At 24.9% G+C, this 17589-nt stretch carries 16 protein-coding genes; 6 read left to right on the top strand and 10 right to left on the bottom strand.

Features of this window, described 5'->3' with window-relative positions; translation table 4 throughout:
• Positions 1-83 precede the first annotated feature (83 nt).
• The gene (locus OF364_RS01020) at positions 84-1949 is read left to right on the top strand and encodes an MAG3240 family lipoprotein (RefSeq protein ID WP_263773965.1); all 1866 of its coding nucleotides are present in this window, start codon (positions 84-86) and stop codon (positions 1947-1949) included.
• Entirely contained in the window at positions 1949-2950 is a 1002-nt protein-coding gene (locus OF364_RS01015) for an HxHSH motif-containing lipoprotein (protein ID WP_263773964.1), read from the top strand. Before OF364_RS01020 ends, OF364_RS01015 begins: the two co-directional genes overlap by 1 nt.
• Positions 2951-2978: 28 nt before the next feature.
• On the opposite strand, the gene OF364_RS01010 is transcribed toward OF364_RS01015, so the two are convergent.
• From OF364_RS01010 to OF364_RS01000, 3 genes are read right to left on the bottom strand one after another with little or no spacing between them, the layout of a single operon-like run.
• The gene (locus OF364_RS01010; protein WP_263773963.1) at positions 2979-4148 is read right to left on the bottom strand and encodes an ABC transporter permease subunit; all 1170 of its coding nucleotides are present in this window, start codon (positions 4146-4148) and stop codon (positions 2979-2981) included.
• Positions 4138-5103 (bottom strand): ABC transporter permease subunit, encoded by a 966-nt coding sequence (locus OF364_RS01005; RefSeq protein ID WP_205851325.1) that lies wholly within the window; start codon positions 5101-5103, stop codon positions 4138-4140. The genes OF364_RS01010 and OF364_RS01005 overlap by 11 nt, the downstream gene beginning before the upstream one ends.
• A 21-nt stretch (positions 5104-5124) precedes the next feature.
• A complete protein-coding gene (locus OF364_RS01000) occupies positions 5125-6042 on the bottom strand; it encodes a coiled-coil domain-containing protein (RefSeq protein WP_205851324.1) in 918 nt (305 codons plus the stop codon).
• 230 nt (positions 6043-6272) lie between these two features.
• On the opposite strand from OF364_RS01000, the gene OF364_RS00995 reads away from it, so the two are divergent.
• Genes OF364_RS00995 through recU form a run of 4 tightly spaced genes read left to right on the top strand, consistent with a single transcriptional unit; the run spans position 6273 to position 10876 of the window.
• Positions 6273-7343 carry a helix-turn-helix domain-containing protein gene (locus tag OF364_RS00995; RefSeq protein ID WP_205851323.1) on the top strand — a complete coding sequence of 357 codons (1071 nt, stop codon included), beginning with the start codon at positions 6273-6275 and terminating at the stop codon, positions 7341-7343.
• Positions 7344-7357: 14 nt separating this feature from the next.
• Complete coding sequence (locus OF364_RS00990) at positions 7358-8209, top strand: MAGa7180 family putative nuclease (RefSeq protein ID WP_205851322.1); 852 nt, start codon at positions 7358-7360, stop codon at positions 8207-8209.
• On the top strand, positions 8196-10313 hold the full coding sequence (locus tag OF364_RS00985) for a DUF2779 domain-containing protein (RefSeq protein WP_263773962.1): 2118 nt from the start codon (positions 8196-8198) through the stop codon (positions 10311-10313). The genes OF364_RS00990 and OF364_RS00985 overlap by 14 nt, the downstream gene beginning before the upstream one ends.
• 8 nt (positions 10314-10321) lie before the next feature.
• On the top strand, positions 10322-10876 hold the full coding sequence (recU, locus tag OF364_RS00980) for a Holliday junction resolvase RecU (protein ID WP_318529865.1): 555 nt from the start codon (positions 10322-10324) through the stop codon (positions 10874-10876).
• Here recU and OF364_RS00975 read toward each other — a convergent pair.
• The 7 genes from OF364_RS00975 to topA form a co-directional block, all read right to left on the bottom strand.
• Positions 10866-11162 (bottom strand): HU family DNA-binding protein, encoded by a 297-nt coding sequence (locus OF364_RS00975; protein WP_205851319.1) that lies wholly within the window; start codon positions 11160-11162, stop codon positions 10866-10868. The genes recU and OF364_RS00975 overlap by 11 nt on opposite strands.
• A gap of 31 nt (positions 11163-11193) precedes the next feature.
• Entirely contained in the window at positions 11194-12168 is a 975-nt protein-coding gene (locus OF364_RS00970) for an NAD(P)H-dependent glycerol-3-phosphate dehydrogenase (protein WP_263773961.1), read from the bottom strand.
• Complete coding sequence (der, locus tag OF364_RS00965; RefSeq protein WP_263773960.1) at positions 12168-13484, bottom strand: ribosome biogenesis GTPase Der; 1317 nt, start codon at positions 13482-13484, stop codon at positions 12168-12170. The genes OF364_RS00970 and der overlap by 1 nt, the downstream gene beginning before the upstream one ends.
• Positions 13485-14159 (bottom strand): (d)CMP kinase, encoded by a 675-nt coding sequence (gene cmk / locus OF364_RS00960; protein WP_263773959.1) that lies wholly within the window; start codon positions 14157-14159, stop codon positions 13485-13487.
• A complete protein-coding gene (locus OF364_RS00955) occupies positions 14152-14451 on the bottom strand; it encodes a hypothetical protein (RefSeq protein WP_263773958.1) in 300 nt (99 codons plus the stop codon). Before OF364_RS00955 ends, cmk begins: the two co-directional genes overlap by 8 nt.
• A gap of 2 nt (positions 14452-14453) precedes the next feature.
• A complete protein-coding gene (locus OF364_RS00950; RefSeq protein WP_263773957.1) occupies positions 14454-15551 on the bottom strand; it encodes a hypothetical protein in 1098 nt (365 codons plus the stop codon).
• Between the two features lie 111 nt (positions 15552-15662).
• Positions 15663-17504 (bottom strand): type I DNA topoisomerase, encoded by a 1842-nt coding sequence (gene topA / locus OF364_RS00945; RefSeq protein ID WP_263773956.1) that lies wholly within the window; start codon positions 17502-17504, stop codon positions 15663-15665.
• Positions 17505-17589 lie beyond the last annotated feature (85 nt).

The following is a 17589-nucleotide window of genomic DNA, read 5'->3' as shown; positions in this document are numbered from 1 at the left end:
TGTCTTAAACTATCAGTAAATAGTGTCAATATTATACAATATTTTTATAACTATAATAATAAAAAAAATGATAAAATTTAATCATGATAAATAAAAAAAGAATTTTTTTTAGTGCTCTTAGCTTGGCAAGTGTCATAAATTTGCCTGTAGTTAGTTTAAGCTGTATAAGAAAAAAAGAAGTTTATTTAGATATTAGTAAAATATCTAGAGTTTTTTTAAATCGTTTATCATTAAATCAAATAGCTTCAATTGAAAATGATGAAAAAATATTTTATTACTTTGAAAATTCTAAAAAACATAGATTTGAGGGTGTTAAAGCCTCAGATGGAAAAATGTTTTTAAAAAAACGAGACACATGGATAGAATATAAACCTGATTTTCCAGTGAGAAACAACTGAAAACAAGAAATTTCTAAAAACGATAATATTAACATTTTTGATTCGAATGAAAAAAGTGATATTAATAATTTTTTAAACGATTATAAATTTGAAGATATTGATGAAGCTGGAGATTTCAATGATGATTGATTTAGTACTTTATCAGAAATTTATAAAAAGGATTTTAATAGAAATGATAATCCATATTTTGAAGACCTTCAAACAATAATTTTTAGAATTAATTATGATATAAATGCTAACAATTCAATCATGAATAAAAGATATATCAAAAATGCTTATACAAACAAACAAGCTTTATTTTTTGATTGAATTGAACCTCAGTATATTCAATCAAAAGTATTCTTATCAGAAGAATTTAAAAAACAAAGACAAATTTGAATAAATTTAATGAAATTATACTTAAATCGCTTTAATGTAGGTGTATCAGAAATTGGAATAGATTGAAATAATGCAGATCCTAATGTTAAATCAATTTCAAATGATACTAATTACATAAAATTTCAAATAAAAAGCATCAAGGATTGAGAAGGCAAAGAATTGCTATCCGAATCAAAAAAGAACACATATTACTACATTAATGGATTTAGAAATTATGCAATTAATGGAAAATTTGGCATTGGAACAAAAGGTTTAGATGAAAAATTGCCATTATTTACAGATTATATTCAAAACCCCTTGTTATATATTGATGGTAAACAATATATAACTGTTATTGATAATATTAACCATTTTATTAAGGGTTCTACTTCGCCTGAATATTGAAATACAAAGGGCTTAATGTATTTATTTAATACTTTTAAAAATGAAATATTTAAAATTAAGATTCCAGATTATCGAAAAAATGAAGATTTGAAATATAAAATTATAGATTTCAAATTTAGTGATTATTTTGATACAAACCAAATATTTAAAGCAATTGTTAGAGTAACAAAAAAAGATAAGTCTACCAAAGATTATGTTTGATTAAGTTCAAACTTTGATGATCATGGACATCGTCTAAAAGGACTAATAATGAATAATATAGATGAATCTAAGGTTAGTCCCCAAGATATTTATTCTTTCCATCCAAACAATAAAGGAATTCCAAAGGGAATCTCACTTGAAGATTTTGTAAATAATTCATTAGATTTACCTTTTATGCAAGCTTTAAAAAGGGCTGCAAATCATATGAATATTTCATTTAATTATTGAAATAATAACAGTAGACAAAATTTTGAACCATATTTATTAAATAACGATTCTTATCAAATTCAAGTATTTAATTCATATATTAATAACTATATGTTGGCATATGCACTGGAAAATAAGGCTAAAAAAACCTTAAGTGGAATTAAGAGAATAGATATAGAACTAAAACCAGAAAAAAACAAACTAGGAAGATTATATTTTGAACTAAAATTTATAGCTTTTGGCGATAATGATTACGATTTTAAATCGTCTAGTGAAAAACAAGTAGCAAAAGTTAGTTTATATTGAAACAACTTCAAAGGATATGATAAATCAATTGATGTTAATGATTTTAGCTTAATTAAATTTGAAAGGACTAGCTAATGAAAAAACTAAGTTTGTTTAAAAGTATTGCAATAATAGCTCCCATTTGTTTACCTATAGCTAGCATTTCTTGTAATTATCCCAACGATACAGAAAAAATTTCTTTAGATATTAGAAAAAAAAGAGATAATGATGCCAAAGAAATAATCTTTAAGAACCAAGTTACCAATGATATCAAAACAATATACAATGAAGAAATTGGAACATTATTTTCTGATATTAAAGGAATTTATAGAGCTTATAGAAAAAAATATTACAAAATAGTAAGAAAATTAAATTCTTTCGAAAATAAAATTAAATCATTACGCGGTCAAGAAATTGAAGAAAATCAAAAAAAGGTTATTGAATTTTATGAGAAATGACTAGACGACAAATCTTCAAATAGAGCAAAACTATCTAAAATTTTTGATAAATTTGAAATTATTTTTAAAGATGTTGATACAGTTTTGAAGGATGTGAACATTGTATTTGAAAACCAACGATTTTTAGAGTTTATTGAAGTAATTGATAAAAGATTAAGCGGAATTGATATTAATCTTGGTCAAACACAAGAAGCTTTAAATGGATCATGAAAATTTTTAAGAGATCATGTTTTTAATGAAAATAATATTACTAAAAAAGAAGATATTGAAAAAATAAATATTGAAGGTGATAAAAACTCTCATAGTCATTCACATGCAATTATTAATTTAATATATGAAATGGGTCTTTGACATTTATATTTAAAAGATAATGTTGAAAACCTTACTTTAATTCAAGAACTAAAAGATGACTTTAAAATTTTAAAAAATAATATTCATGATAATATAGACCAACTAAATTATGAAAAAGATTTTAAAGATTTAATTGACCTTTTCGAAAAAATGGAACTGGACCAAAAAAATAATCTAGTAAATATTGAATTTCATAAGCGTGCTAAAAAAATAGTAGAAAAAGTTAGAAAACTTTTAAAGAATATTGCTAAAGATCAAGGCATTAAAGAAGTTAATTTGGAATTTTAAAAATAGAACAGAGCAATTATCTGTTCTATTATTTTGTCTTCGGATTATAACAGTTAGCCAAGCTTGAAGATAATAGTTTGAGAATTAAACAAAAAGCAATTATGTAACTTGAAACAACAATTAAATAGCTAGGATTTTCTTGTGCTAAACCAATTGCTTCTTTTAAAACAGAACCTATATTAAGATTATTTGTATCATTTATAAAATCTAAGAAAGCCAAAGAAGAAGCAATTAATATATTAATTGAAAATCTTTCAACTAATAAAATTAAAAAATTAGGCATTAAACGTTTAAAAATATGAAAATATGCCAATCTATATTTTGAAGTTCCAATTGCAATTGTGGCAATGATATATTCTTTTTTTAGTAGAATATTAATTTCGTCTTTGGCAAAATTGTAATAAGAAATTCAACAAACTGCTGATAAAGTAATTAATAATGAATATCATTGTGTACCAATAAATATTGAAAGTAAGAAAACTCAAACTATCTCTGGAATAACACTAATTGATGTAATAAGTTTGTCAATAAATCTTACAAAAACGTTTTTTGAATAAAAGTTATATATAATGGCTAAATTAAAACCTATTAATATGTTAATAACAATTGCTATTAAAATTACAATAATTGAAATTCATATTACTGATATAGATCTTGAAAAAATATCAATACCTTGGTTATTTGTACCTAAATACAAGCCACTAGGAATTTCTATTTTGCTATCAAGATTTAATAAATTTATAGCTTTAATTAAATCATATGGATTGTAAACTAAAGTTACAATGTCAGTGTGAATGGTTTGTGAGCCACCTAAATGTTTAGCAGAATCATACAGAATTTTAAAAATAGGTTCCCTATGATTTTTTAGAGCACTTAAATTTTCTAATTGCTCTATTTTACGAATAAAATCTAATTCTTCGCCTCGATTAAAATCTCTAATAATAGTTTGTTTTCAAATTGAAGGTAGATTGTTAACCAAAGTGGTATTTTTGTTAATTGAATCAAATGCACTATTTTTAATAAAAAAAGCGGATATGATTAAAGCTAAAATTAAAAGTGCAAACAAGCTAATTCATACAATATTTATTTTGCTTGAAAAAAATCTTTTTCAGTATTGTTTTATTGAATTGGTATGAACTACATAAGAATTATTATTGGAATTCTTAACTTTTGCAAAAGAGTATAAATTATTTGACATCTAATTTCCTCCTTGATATTCTTCAAAAAGGAATTAGCTGACTTTGTTTTTTAATTGTTGGGTTCAATTTTTTAATAATAAAACTATTTATAACTAACAATATTGAAATGAAAATAAAGTTAAAGGTGAAATAAAACATAATAATATCCAATTCACCTTTTTTGAATGCAAACGATATTAAAATACTTTGCCCTGGTATTGAAAAAATTCTTTCAATCAAAATAGATATAGTAAATAATAATATGTAAATCATAAAAAACATGTTTAATTCAGAAGCAATCACATCTTTTATAATGATTTTTCTTAGTAATTGTCTTTTGGTTTGTCCCTGGGTTTTAGCAAATAAATAATAATTAGATTTCAAACTTTCAAATGTCACTTTTCTCGATTTTGAAAAAAATATTGCAATTGTTGAAAATGATGAAATTAAAATCGGAACTAAAAGTGAAATCAAACTTAATTTATTATTATTAATAAATTGAGAAGGATATCCAAATAAACTCGAATTATTAAGAGCTAAAATAGCAATAATTAATAATGGTAGTGCTCCAAAGAAAGAAGCTAAAACTGATATTGTGATGTCATAAGATTTATTGAATTTATAAGCAGAACTAATTCCTAAAACATTTCCAATTACAAAACTAAAACTAAAAATCAAGGCACTAGTTAGAATTGTTCATCTAAATTGTTTGAAATATAAAATTAAGATATTAGATTCTGCTGAATATAATTCATATGAATAAATCTTGCCAGGATTAAAAGCAAATAAGTTTTTAAAAAATATTCCTAGTCTAGAACCATAGTTTTTAGGAATGGAACTATATACAGCTAAGTTCTTTTTAATTTGTGGTTCCACTAAAATGTTAATGGCAAAAAATATAATGATTAGAGCTGCAAAAAATATAAAAAAATAAAAGGCAATATTTTTAAATAAGTTTAATAAACTCTTATTCATATATTGCCTCCTATTTAAATTCTAATGGTGGTGGTGTGCAAATTTAATTGTAATAGATTTAGTTTCAATAACTTTGTCTTTTTCAGTTTTTTTGTAGATTTGAATTTCTAGGATTAATTTTTCATGTTCAATTTTTGAATTTGCTTTATTAATTTTAAATTCAATATCACTAACTTTTTCATCAACTTGATTGAACACTACATAAGTTGCTAATTTAGTTTTTAAATCATCGAATGATTTGTTTTGCGCAGCTTCTAACTCATCAATAAATGTTGCTTTAGGAGCATCGTGACCTTTTCCGTGTAATCTAAATTCTCAATTGTTAACTTTTTCTTTTTTATGAGGAACTTTTTCAAATCCTTTAACTGTAAAACTAACGTGTTTTTTTTCTGATGCTTTTGAAATTGAAATAATTAAATGAATTTCACCACCATGTTCATGTTCGTGCGAACCAGGGTCTAGAGAAATGGATCAGCCTTCTAATTTAGTTTTGTCTTCTTTAATTTCAATATTGTATTTTTTTAAAGCTGCTACAACACCCTTTCAATCTGTTGCTTTTTTGATTTCTTTAGTTGCTTCTGAAGCTTTAATTTTTTCTTGCCCAGCTGCAAATTTATTTATGCTGAAACCATCTTTTTCTTCAATTAAAGATTTAGAAATTTTTTCTTGTTCTTCTTTAATTTCTTTAATTACATCTTCAATTTCTTTAACTGAATTTTTGTTTGTTAATTTTTCAGCTTTAGTAATTAATTTTTCAATTTCGCCATGTTTAATTGGATCTACAGCCTTTAGAGCTTCAATATTTTTCTTAATTTTAGCTATTTCTGACTTCATTTCCTTAATTTTAGCTGATTTGTTGTCACATGAAATAGCAATTAAAGGTGTTGCTATAACACCAATAGGTGCTAATACACTTAAAAATTTTAAATTTTTTTTCATATTTGGATAGCCTTTCTTTGTAATTTTTAATATAAAATTTTAATTTAACACACAAATTATAGCACAAAATTTACTATTGTATTTTTATTTTTTTTGTTAAAAATTGAAAAATCCTATTTAATTACTATTTTTTTCTTGCTTGTTTTATTAAAAAAAATAATTTGCGATAATTTATAGTAATATAAATTTATATTAAAATTTTATATATAGGAAAACATTTTGAGGATTTTATGAATTTAGAAAACTTAAAAAATATTGAACAAAAAACCACTAACTGTATGACGTTTGGTCAATTTTTAAAAGCGATGTTGAAAACCCTAAATATTAATGCTACTAAGGTTGCTGAGGACTTGTGCATAAATAAGAAAATTTTGTCAAAAATTATTAATGACAACAAAAAAGATATAAATTTAAATTTAATTCAATCTCTTGAAGAATATTTTAATTTAGAGATTGGCTATTTAACAAAGAAGTGATACTTCTATAAAAATAAAAAACTATATGATTATGATCTTAATGAATCAGAAAGTTTAATTAAAATGTTTGGTTGAGAAGTTTTAGAAAATAACCCACAACTTTTTGATACCATAACTAACTTTGAATTAAGGCAAGAATACACTATTGAAGAAAAAATGAATCTAATCAAAAGATTTTTTGGGACATTAGACCCACAAAAATACTTAGATGATATACAAAAACACATGTACCTTCACAAATGCAATATTTTTAAACCATATCGGCTACCTTTTATTAGATATTGTGAATTATTTATAAAAGAGTGCTATGGTGATTTTAATGGCAAGAATTTTAAACCCGAAAAAAACATGACAAAAGGGCTAATTATGAAAGTTTTTGCTATTCTATTTAATAATAATTATGAATTCTATGAAAAACTAGAAAAAGTTCAAGAAATACTTTCAAAAACAGGAACTGAGATTATAAAAATTCCATATGTCAATAAGTCATTCACTAGAGCAATCAGTTTTAATTATGGCAAGAAAAAATATATTATTTTAACTGATATGTATAATTCAGAAATGCTTATTTTATATGCATTAATGCGTGAAATATTTTCTTGATTTTATCCTGCTTTAACCAAAGATGAGTATTCGGATATATTTAAAAAATACTATAATTTATGAAAAAACAGAAGTCGATCAAATAAATCTAAAATGGCTGATGATATTGTGGATTTAATTGAAAGAATATCATTATTAGATAAAAAAGCACCTGATTTTTATAAAAGAGCTTCTATTCTTTACAATGAAACAACCAAAAAATGAAAAATTATTAGATTTTAAGGAGATATAAAACTATGGAAAACAAAAAAATAAAAATACCACCTCGAAGTCTATTTAATGGACAACATTATTTTGTAGATGAACAAAAAAAGGTTGTTAAATTAGAAGAAAACTATCATAAAAAATTGTTATCCAGAAAACCTGGTTCTTTTGGTTCTTTTAAGAAATTATCAGGAACTTATTTGGGTGATGTTTTAGAATTAAGTCCATTTCATAGCCAATTTAGAGCATTTGCAAAAATATCTGGATTTGCTATGCCTATATTAGATCCAAAATATGTAAATGCCGGAAAAATACTAGAACCTAAAATAATCGAAAAAATAGAAACTAAACTTAAATCTAAAATTAAAAGATATGATGCCAAAGAATACAATTATGATGCTTTCAAAGAAAATCACTTGTTTGGTGGGTTACCTGACGGTTATGTTGAAGACAAGAACTTGATAATTGAAATTAAAACAGTGAATAAAAAGAAACTAGAAGCTTGAAATAATGGCGAAATTAATCCTGAGTATTTAAAACAATCTCAATTATATTCATATTTAATTGGAGCTAATTGATTTACAATAGTCGCTTGCTTTTTAGAAGATGAAGACTACGCAAAGCCAGAATGGCTTGATATAAATCAAAGAATACTTAAAAATTGAAATTATGAAGTTAATAGAGCTCAAGTGGAAGATGATATGAAAAAATGTGAGGAATGATATAGAAAATATACAACAAGTGGTGAAAGCCCTATTTGAAATAATTATGTTGACGTTGATTTAGTTAAATATCTAAAGTGTAAAAATTTTGAGCAATGACAAAATTTATATCTTGAATGAGTAGAAATGGGAAAAGCTGTACCTGAATATGAAGAAGAATAAAACTAAATATACATTTAATGATTTTGTAATTGCAAATAATACTCGACCATGATTTATTTTCAATGAATTAAGCGATGAACTTATTAAACAGGATCATAATCAATTAGTAAATATGATTGAATCTTTAGAAGAGGATAATGATGATTCAAAGTTTAATTCATTAGATTTATTAGATTTTAATCTAGATAAAATTGATTCTATTATCGATGAATATGTTGTTCCTGTTTTAAAAGAAAAGCAAGCTACAGAAATTAAGAAATTATCACCATATGATAAACTTGGTTTTTTAAAGAAAGAAATTGCAGCGGACGCAATTCTTCAAAAGAAATTCGATGAAGAAACAGAACTCAAGAATATTAATTTTTTATTTAACATGTTTGGGAACGTTGAAATAATTAATAGTGGTTTAAATTTAGTTGTTGAACAGGCCACTAAATTTTTAAAAGATTTTTATAAAGAAAATTTTAATTTTGAAGATTCGGAAATTAAATATATTTCAGACAGTCAGACTACTGAAAACAAAATAAAAGAAACACAAGCGGCTATAAATAATAATGCCAAACTTATTATAAATGCCCATTTTGAATATAAATCCTGTGTATCCAAAGTAACATATTTTGATTTAAAAAATGGTATCTTTGGTAACTTAAATTATTCAATTAAAACAAAGAGAAAGAATTTATTAAAGTCCTATTATGATTATCAAATTATTTCAAATTTTCTTGAAATAAATAAAATTACAATTTTGAGACCAAAATATTTAGATGATCGAAAAGTAAGAAAAGGAGTTTTAAAATTTGAGTTAAATGAATATTGTTCAGTATCCAAAGCTGGAGTTACTTCCAGTTCATATAAAGACTTAAATTCAGAATCTGAAATTAATGCAATTTTGATTGGTAATCCGAATTATGAATACACACGAAAGAAACTAAAAAATAAAAATGAAACAATAATTCAACATGTTAAAAACGAACTTTCAAGTGCTGGTTATAATTTATCTGAAAAAAAATCAGCTGATAAGAGCAGTAATAGTTGCTATACATGCTCATTTAAAGAATTTTTAGAATTAATTGATTCAAAAGAAGAAATCGTTGAAAATTGGCAGTTAATCGAAGATGATTTTAAGGATAATTTTTCGCCAAGTTGATTTAGTATTTTGATTAAAAAAATATATCCTCAATATCCTTTTGGTTCGAAGAAGTTTTTTAGACTGCTATCTGGAAATTTCCAAAATGAAGGCTATGCTTTAAACAACACTTGATATACCAAATCTGTTGAATTTTTTAATAATAACAGGGTTGCTATAGATAAAAAGATTTTTAAAGAAAATGTATATAAGGCTATAAATGATATGGAAGCTAAAATAGCATGATTTGATTTTGAAGGTGTTACATTACCCGTTCCTCTTGTTGATTATTTAAAAGCATGAAATCAAACCATTGCACAGACATCTATAATAAAAACCTTAAATAATGAAATTTATGAAAGTAAAGATTATGTTTATGACCCATTAAACATGAATATTAATACATATAAGAAAATAATAAATGACTTATATGATGAAGAAATCAAATATTATGTTGTTTATAATCAGGCTTATGAAAAATCAAGATTAGAAGAACTAAAAAAACGTCTAGGATATTATTGCGAAATTAATCAATTGAGTGATGAGGAATTTAATGATTATAAACAAAAACTTAACTACATTATAGAAAAAATAGTTGATTTAGCCGATTTATTTAAAACTGCTAAAAACAAACCACCCATTATTAATGATAGAATAATAAATATTGGTTATATAAGAGGCAATTATTCAATTAAAAAACTAGAATATTATGTAACTCAAAATAATCTTTCACAGCATTTGAAACACAAAATAAAACCATATTCAGATTTAAATGTTAAAAATGGTTCTGCAGCTTTATCAATTGCAACTACTAGAGCCTTAGATAAAATTGGTCCTAATGAATGAGAAAGCAAACAAAAAGATTTAAAAGAATATTGCCACAACGATGTTATGGCGATGTTAATGGTAGCTGATTTAGTTAAATATCTTGTTAAAGATGAACAAAATTTTAAGAATTTTGAAGAATATAATTTCTAGCTAAAAATATGTGAAAAAGTAGGGAAATCATCTCTACTTTTTTATGTTTTAATTTAAATATGAGTAGTTTACATAAAAATAGAGGAATGCTATTAGAAACAATAATAAACCAAACTAATCAATATTACTTGACAAATAATATATGCCTAATTCATAAGAAAAATCTTGATATAACTTTTGAATCAATTGATTTAAAAGACAAAAAGCTAAAACTTAAAAATGCTTATATAAAAAACAAAAGTTCAGTTGATTATTACGGAGTTTATAATGGAAAATTCTTGGCATTTGAAGCCAAAAGCACGGAAGACAGCATTTTACCACTTGCAAATATTAAAAATCATCAAATTGAATATCTAGATCTAATTCAAAAGCATCAAGGAATTGCTTTTTGAATAATTTTTTATAAAATACCTTGTGAGTTTATTTTGATAATGCATGAAGATTTTAAAAAATTAATTGCAAATAAAAAGGCTCTTCATTATGAAGAAGCCATATCTAGAGCTAAAAAGCTTATTTTATTATTCCCTGGTATATTAAATATCATTGAAAATATTATTTTTTAGTTTTGTGAAAATAATCATCAACCCTTGACTTTAAAACATCTGAAAATTTAAAACGTGGGTCCATTTTTTCAGGAACTTCAATATTTTCCTTTGTAATATTGTGTTGTTGAACCTTGCTAGGAACATATTTTGAAGAGAAAACTCCAAAACCTGAAATAGAAACTTGTCTAGAGTTTGCAATTTCTTCAGTAATTATATTTACCATGTGGTCAAATATAGATTCAACCATAGCTTGTTGAAATCCTGTTTCCTCAGCAGTTTTCTTAATTAATTCTTTTTTTGTCATAAATTCTCCTTTATAGGCTTAAGTAGCAATATTATATGCTTTTTATTAAGTCTTCTATTATTTTTTTGGGGTTTTCCATATTATATACTATTTTATAAAGTCCATTAATTAAAGGTAATTTAATTTTCTGGTTGTCTTTTATTTGGTTATAAATATGCTCCAAAGTCCTTAAACCCTCAACTGTAATGTTTTTAGAATCATTTTCTTTATTAAAGAAATTCTTTCCAAATGTGTAATTTCGTGATTTTTCTGATAATCCTGTAAGTATTAAGTCCCCAAGACCGCATAAATCATAGACAGTTTTTGACTTGGCTCCTAAAAATTGTGCATATTTTTGCATTTCCTTTAGTCCCATGGCTAAAAGTGCAGCTTGTGTGTTAGTAGAATATCCTAAAGCTTCTGCCATGCCGGAAGCGATAGCTAATACATTTTTATAGGTGGAACCAATTTCTGCCCCAATAACATCATCGTTTAAAATGACTCCAAATCATGAGTTTGCAAATATTTTTTTTACTTTTAGAGCTAAATTAATATTTTCACAAACACTATTAATTATGGTTATATTCTTATTAATAATATCTACAGCAAAAGAAGGACCTACAAGTGATACAATTCCTTCGATATATTTGTTGCTTTTAGCATATTCTGCCATTTTTGCGTGCACAAAATCATTTGAATTGGGTCAAAATCCTTTTGCGACGTTAATTATCACTGTTTCATTTTTAATTTTGGAAACAAGCTCTAAAAAAACTTCAGGAATGAATTGGCTAGGAATAGCAATTACAATGAAATTTGCATTTTCTATGGCTTTATTTAAATCATTAGTTACATCAAATTTACTTATTTTACTTTTGCCAAAGTATTTTTTATTAAAACCATTTTTTAAATCTTCTAATTCTACATTATCAATTCCATATATGATAACTTCATGATCATTTTCTTTTAAAATGGTACCACAAGCCGTTCCCATTGCTCCGCTACCCAATATTGCAATTTTATTTTTCATTACTCGCCTCCTTTTTTATTTTTGTTTTTTAGTACCAAATTAATAGGAGTGCCTGAAAAATCATAATTTTGGCGGATTTGGTTTTCAATGTATCTTAAATATGTAAAGTGTGCACAATTAACATCATTCACAAAAAGCAAAAATGTAGGTATTTTAGCTTCAATTTGTCTTGAAAAAGTTATCGAAAGTCTTTTACCTTTTATGGGCGAAGCTGGTTTTATCATTTGAGCACTCATCATTAATGAATTAAGTTGGTTAGTATTAATTTTTCTTTGCATATTGTTTTTTATGTGAATTATTTCATCTTTAAGTTTATTAATTCTTTGTTTGTTTTTAGCTGATATAAAAACAATTGGAGCTCAGTCAACAAATTTTAATTTCTTTGCTAGAGATTTTTTATACTCATGCATAGTGTTGGTGTCTTTTTCAATTAAATCTCATTTATTAACAATAATAATTAAAGGTTTTTTTAATTCATATGCTATTCCAATTATATTTTGACTAAAATGACTAACTTCTTGTGTAGCATCTAGCATTAATAAACATAAATCAGCTTCTTCAATTGAACTATTAGCTCGCATTAATGAATAATGCTCTATACTATCAACTAATTTGCTTTTTCTTTTAATTCCGGCTGTATCGATTATTTCAAATTCTTCATCATTAATTTTGATAAAAGCTGAAACTGAATCTCTTGTAGTACCAGCGATGTTTGAAACAATTGATCTTTCTTCGTTAGTTAGTGCATTTAGAAGTGTAGATTTACCAGCATTAGCAGGACCTAGTATGGTTAATTTAAAATTATTATTTTGCTCTTCAGTTTTGAAATTTAAATTTGAAATAATTGCATCTAATAAATTTCCAACTCCATCGCCATGAATAGCACTTATTGGAAAAATATCATTAAAACCAAGTTTATAAACTTGGCTGTCATAAACCTGATAATTACTAGATTCTAATTTATTTATTGCTAAGATAATTTTTTTATTTGTTTTTCTTAATAAACTAGCAACAAAAAAATCCTCAGTTGTTAAAGCATTTTTTCCATCAACAATAAAAACAATAATATCAGCCTCAGCTATTGCAATTTCAGCTTGTTTTTTAATTTGTTCCTTAAAATCTTCGTTTTCCTGTGTTATTCCACCTGTATCAATAATTTTAAATTCGTGACCAGATCATTTAGCTGTATCATAAATTCGATCTCTTGTTACACCGGGTGTATCATAAACAATTGATTTTCTTTTATCAATAATTTTATTAAATAAAGTTGATTTACCTACATTAGGTTTACCAATAATAGCAACAACATTTTTCATTTATGATAACCTCTTTATAACTTCATTGTACATAACTCTAAAGTTTTCTTCAATACTTAAATCAGAGGTATCTATTTCAATGCTGCCTTCGCTTACTTTTAAAGGATCAACATCCCTGTTCATATCATCGTAGTCTCTCTTTTTAATTGATTCTAGAATTTCTTCATAATTGGATTGAATACCTAATAAATTGTTTTGCCTCACACGTCTTTGAGCCCTAATTTCAGGACTAGCTCATAAAAAAAATTTAACTTCAGCTTTAGGTAAAATTCGATAAGTAGCATCTCTACCATCAACAATAATACCCTTTTTTGTATCTCCAAGATTTTGAATATATTTGTTAACCTTAGCTCGAATTGATGAAAATTTAGCAATGGCAGAAGCTGCTAAAGAAATTTTATCTTCCCTAATTTTTACAGTAATATCTTCGTTTTTTAAAATGACATCATTTTTTTCAGTTATCAATAAATCATTAATATCTCAAGCTTCATTAATTGCTTGTTCATCACTAAGATCTATATTATTAACTAAAGCATTGTAAGCAATCGCACGATATAAGACACCACTACTAATAAATTTGTAGTCTAATTTATCAGCCAACATATTTGCCATAACTGTTTTTCCTACACCAGAGGGACCATCAATAGCTATATTAATTCTTTTATTATTAGTCATTTCAATCTCCTCAATTCTTTTTAATAATTTCTTCAAATTCTTTATCTAAATCAAGACTTTTTTTATTAGGTGTCTTCAAATTTTCAATATTTGTAATTCTATTAATAATTTTTTTTAATTCCTTAGAAGTAAAATGATTTCCACCTTTTTTGTTTTGAATATACACTTTCAGTTCATCTATTGAATTCAATTTATATTTTTTGGCTAAATCAATCAAAAACTCTATTTCACGAATGCTATTTTTTCTAACTGTTTTTAAGTTATTTTTTAATTCTTTATTAATATTTGTCATTATTACACTTCATTCAAATTAAAAATTTTAACTCTGCCATTGCTGCTTTGTTTATTATCATTTTTGTTTTCAAATTTAAATTTAATTTTTAGTTCATTTAAATTTTTAGTTGGAATCCAAGTAACATAAAATTCATTTTTTTCAATTAATGGAACAATCTTGGATTTATCTTTTGGTCAAGTATCTGGATAAGCATTAGTTTCATCAATAACTTCTTCAAATCATTTAAAAACTTCCTTTTGAAATTCTTCTGATTCAAAAAACGTTTTTAAATCAATTGTTATTTGTGCAATTTTTTTAGTTAAATCCTCAATTTTGTTCTTGTCATCTTCAGTTTGATTAGGCTTCTTTTGAAGTTCACTTAGTTCAGCATTTCATTCTTTTAATACATTTTCTTTTTCGCCTTTTTTCTTATTATATTTTTTAATAATATCAATTATTTTTTTTTCATTTTTAGGTCAAGATTTATCAAATTCAGAACCTATTAAATCATTTAATTCATCAGACAAAAAATTCACATTTTGTGATGAACGGTAATAGTATTTAGAATTAGATGTTGATTTTATTTTGTTTGATTCAAAAACACCATTAGCATATTCATAATTCAAAAACACTTCAAAATATACTTTTAGTTGTTTATTGTTTTCTTTAACTTTTTCAATATCAACAAATCTAAAATTTAAAAATTTTGTTTTATTAAAATCTAAATTGCTATTAATATAATTCTCTAAATATTTGTGTGTATCAAATAGCTTTGGTTTATCTTTAAGTATTTTTGCTTGTTTCGCTTTTGATAATTTATTTAAATTTGGATATTTTTTATAAAAGTTTTTAAGAGCTTCTTCTGAAAAAGATTTTCTACTCTTAAAATCCTTATAGATATCTTCAGTTAATTTTGAGCTTATAACTTCATTTTTAATTTTAATTTCTTTAGCAGCTTGTTCAAATTTTTCTACACTTCAAAATTCTTTTTGAACTGGTCTTGAATTTTTTGTAAAGTAATAAATAGCACCACCAACAGATGCAATACTAAAAACAGGAATTAAAACTGTTGCCGCAATTCCAAAATTTTTTCTAAAATTAGTTTTTTTAGCTTTCATGTATGAAATTGTACTTTAAAAATGAATTTTTAAAGAAAAAAAATAGCTTATGCATACTCAAGACTTTTGAAAATTAAAAGTTTGATATGTAAAAACTATTATTTTAAATCTTTATTTTGCTTTAGATTTTCTAAAAAATCTTCGATAAGGTTTATCTATGTTTCTAATATAATGACACTTTGGAAAAGCTGAACAACCAATGAATTTTTGCTTTTTAATTTTTGTATACCTGTAAATTAGATTAGATCCACATTCTGGACATTGTTCATCTAATTCATCGTTTTTTAAAATTGTTATTTCAATAGTATTTTTAATGAAATCATAGTGATCGTTAAAACTATCTCAAAATTTTTGCATTACATTTTTATAATCTTCGTTTCCTTCTGAAATTAAATCGAGTTTTGTTTCAATTTTAGCTGTATATTCTTCATTTATAGTTTTAGGAAAACTAGTTAAAAGTTTATAAAGAACAACATTACCAAATTCTGTAGGATGCAAAGTTCCTTCTTTTAATTCAACAAATAATCTTTGTTTAATTACTGAAATTGTTGAAGCAAAAGTTGAAGGTCTACCAACTTTTATGTCATCCAATTTTTTTATTAAAGAACCTTCGTTATATCTTGAAGGTGGTTGAGTTTCTTTGTCTTCTTTTAAAAATTCTAAAACTTTTATTTTTTCACCAATTTTATATGAAGGAATATTTATTATTTCTTGTTTGCCTAAATGAATGTAATAACCATCAAAGATTACCTTGCTAAAAGAAAGTCTAAAATTATGATTATTATTAATTAAATTAAAACGATAAATTTCTTTTAATGGGCATGTCATTAGTGACATTATAGTTTTGTCATAGATTAATTTATATATATATGAATCAATTTGATTTAATTTATATTCTTTTGTAGCTAATTCAGGCTCTAGTTCTATAGATGTAGGTCTAATTGCCTCGTGAGCATCTTGAGAGCCCGCAAAACCCTTAATTTCTTTAGCAACATATTCTTTACCATATTTGGTTTTGATATAGTTTTGTGCTTTATCTACAAATGACTGACTTAGTCTAGTTGAATCGGTTCTAGGATAAGAAATTAAACCAATTTCAAACAATTTCTGTGCAGATGATTGAACTGTTTTAGAAGCATATTTTGCTTCTTTATAAAGAACAGATTGCTTAAATGGTACATAAGCACTTTCTTTTCTTTGGCTTATGGAAATATCATTAATTTCTAATTCTTGTTTACCATTCAATAATTCATTATAAATACTAATAGCTTCTTCACGATTTAGTCATGTATTATCTTCAAATTCTTTATGATCTTTTAAATATAAAGATGCTTTTAATTCATTACCTAAATCAGCAAAAATTTTTGAATATAAAACTGGATTAAATTCCTCAATTTCCTTTTCACGATCACACACTAATTTAAGAGCAATAGACTGAACTCTACCAGCTGAAGGATTAGTAGGAGCATTTTTTACCTTTTGTTTCATTAATTGTGAAAGTCTAAAGCCAATAATCCTATCTAACATTCTTCGAGTTTTTTGGGCTTTGACTAAGTTTTCATCTATTTCCAAAGGATTATCAATAGCAAAATTAATTGCTTCATTAGTTATTTCATTATATTTAATTCTTTTATATTTATCTTCTATTTTTAAGGTTGTTATTAAGTTTTCAGCTATAGCTTCTCCCTCGCGGTCGGGGTCAGTTGCAATTAATACTTCACTAGCATCTTTAATTGTTTTTTTAAGATCATCAATTACTGTTTTTTTAAGAGGATCAGGAATCATTTTAGGCTCTCAATTTTCAAAATCAATTCCTAAATTATTTTTACCTGTTGTTGATAATTTTAGAATATGTCCTACACTGGCAATAACTTTAATATCTTCTCCAACTATTTTTTGAATTGTATTAACTTTATTTGGTGATTCCACGATCATTATTCTATTTTCAGACATAGTTTGCTCCTTATAGAAATGGAAATTTTATGTATGTTTTAATATGTTAATAAATAATAACACAAAACGATATTAATTAAAAAAA

Source organism: Mycoplasma enhydrae (genome assembly GCF_025779955.1).
GTDB classification, from domain to species: domain Bacteria; phylum Bacillota_I; class Bacilli_A; order Mycoplasmatales; family Metamycoplasmataceae; genus Metamycoplasma; species Metamycoplasma enhydrae.
The sequence above is the reverse complement of the archived record's forward strand: the minus strand, read 5'-3'. Positions and strand labels throughout refer to the sequence as shown.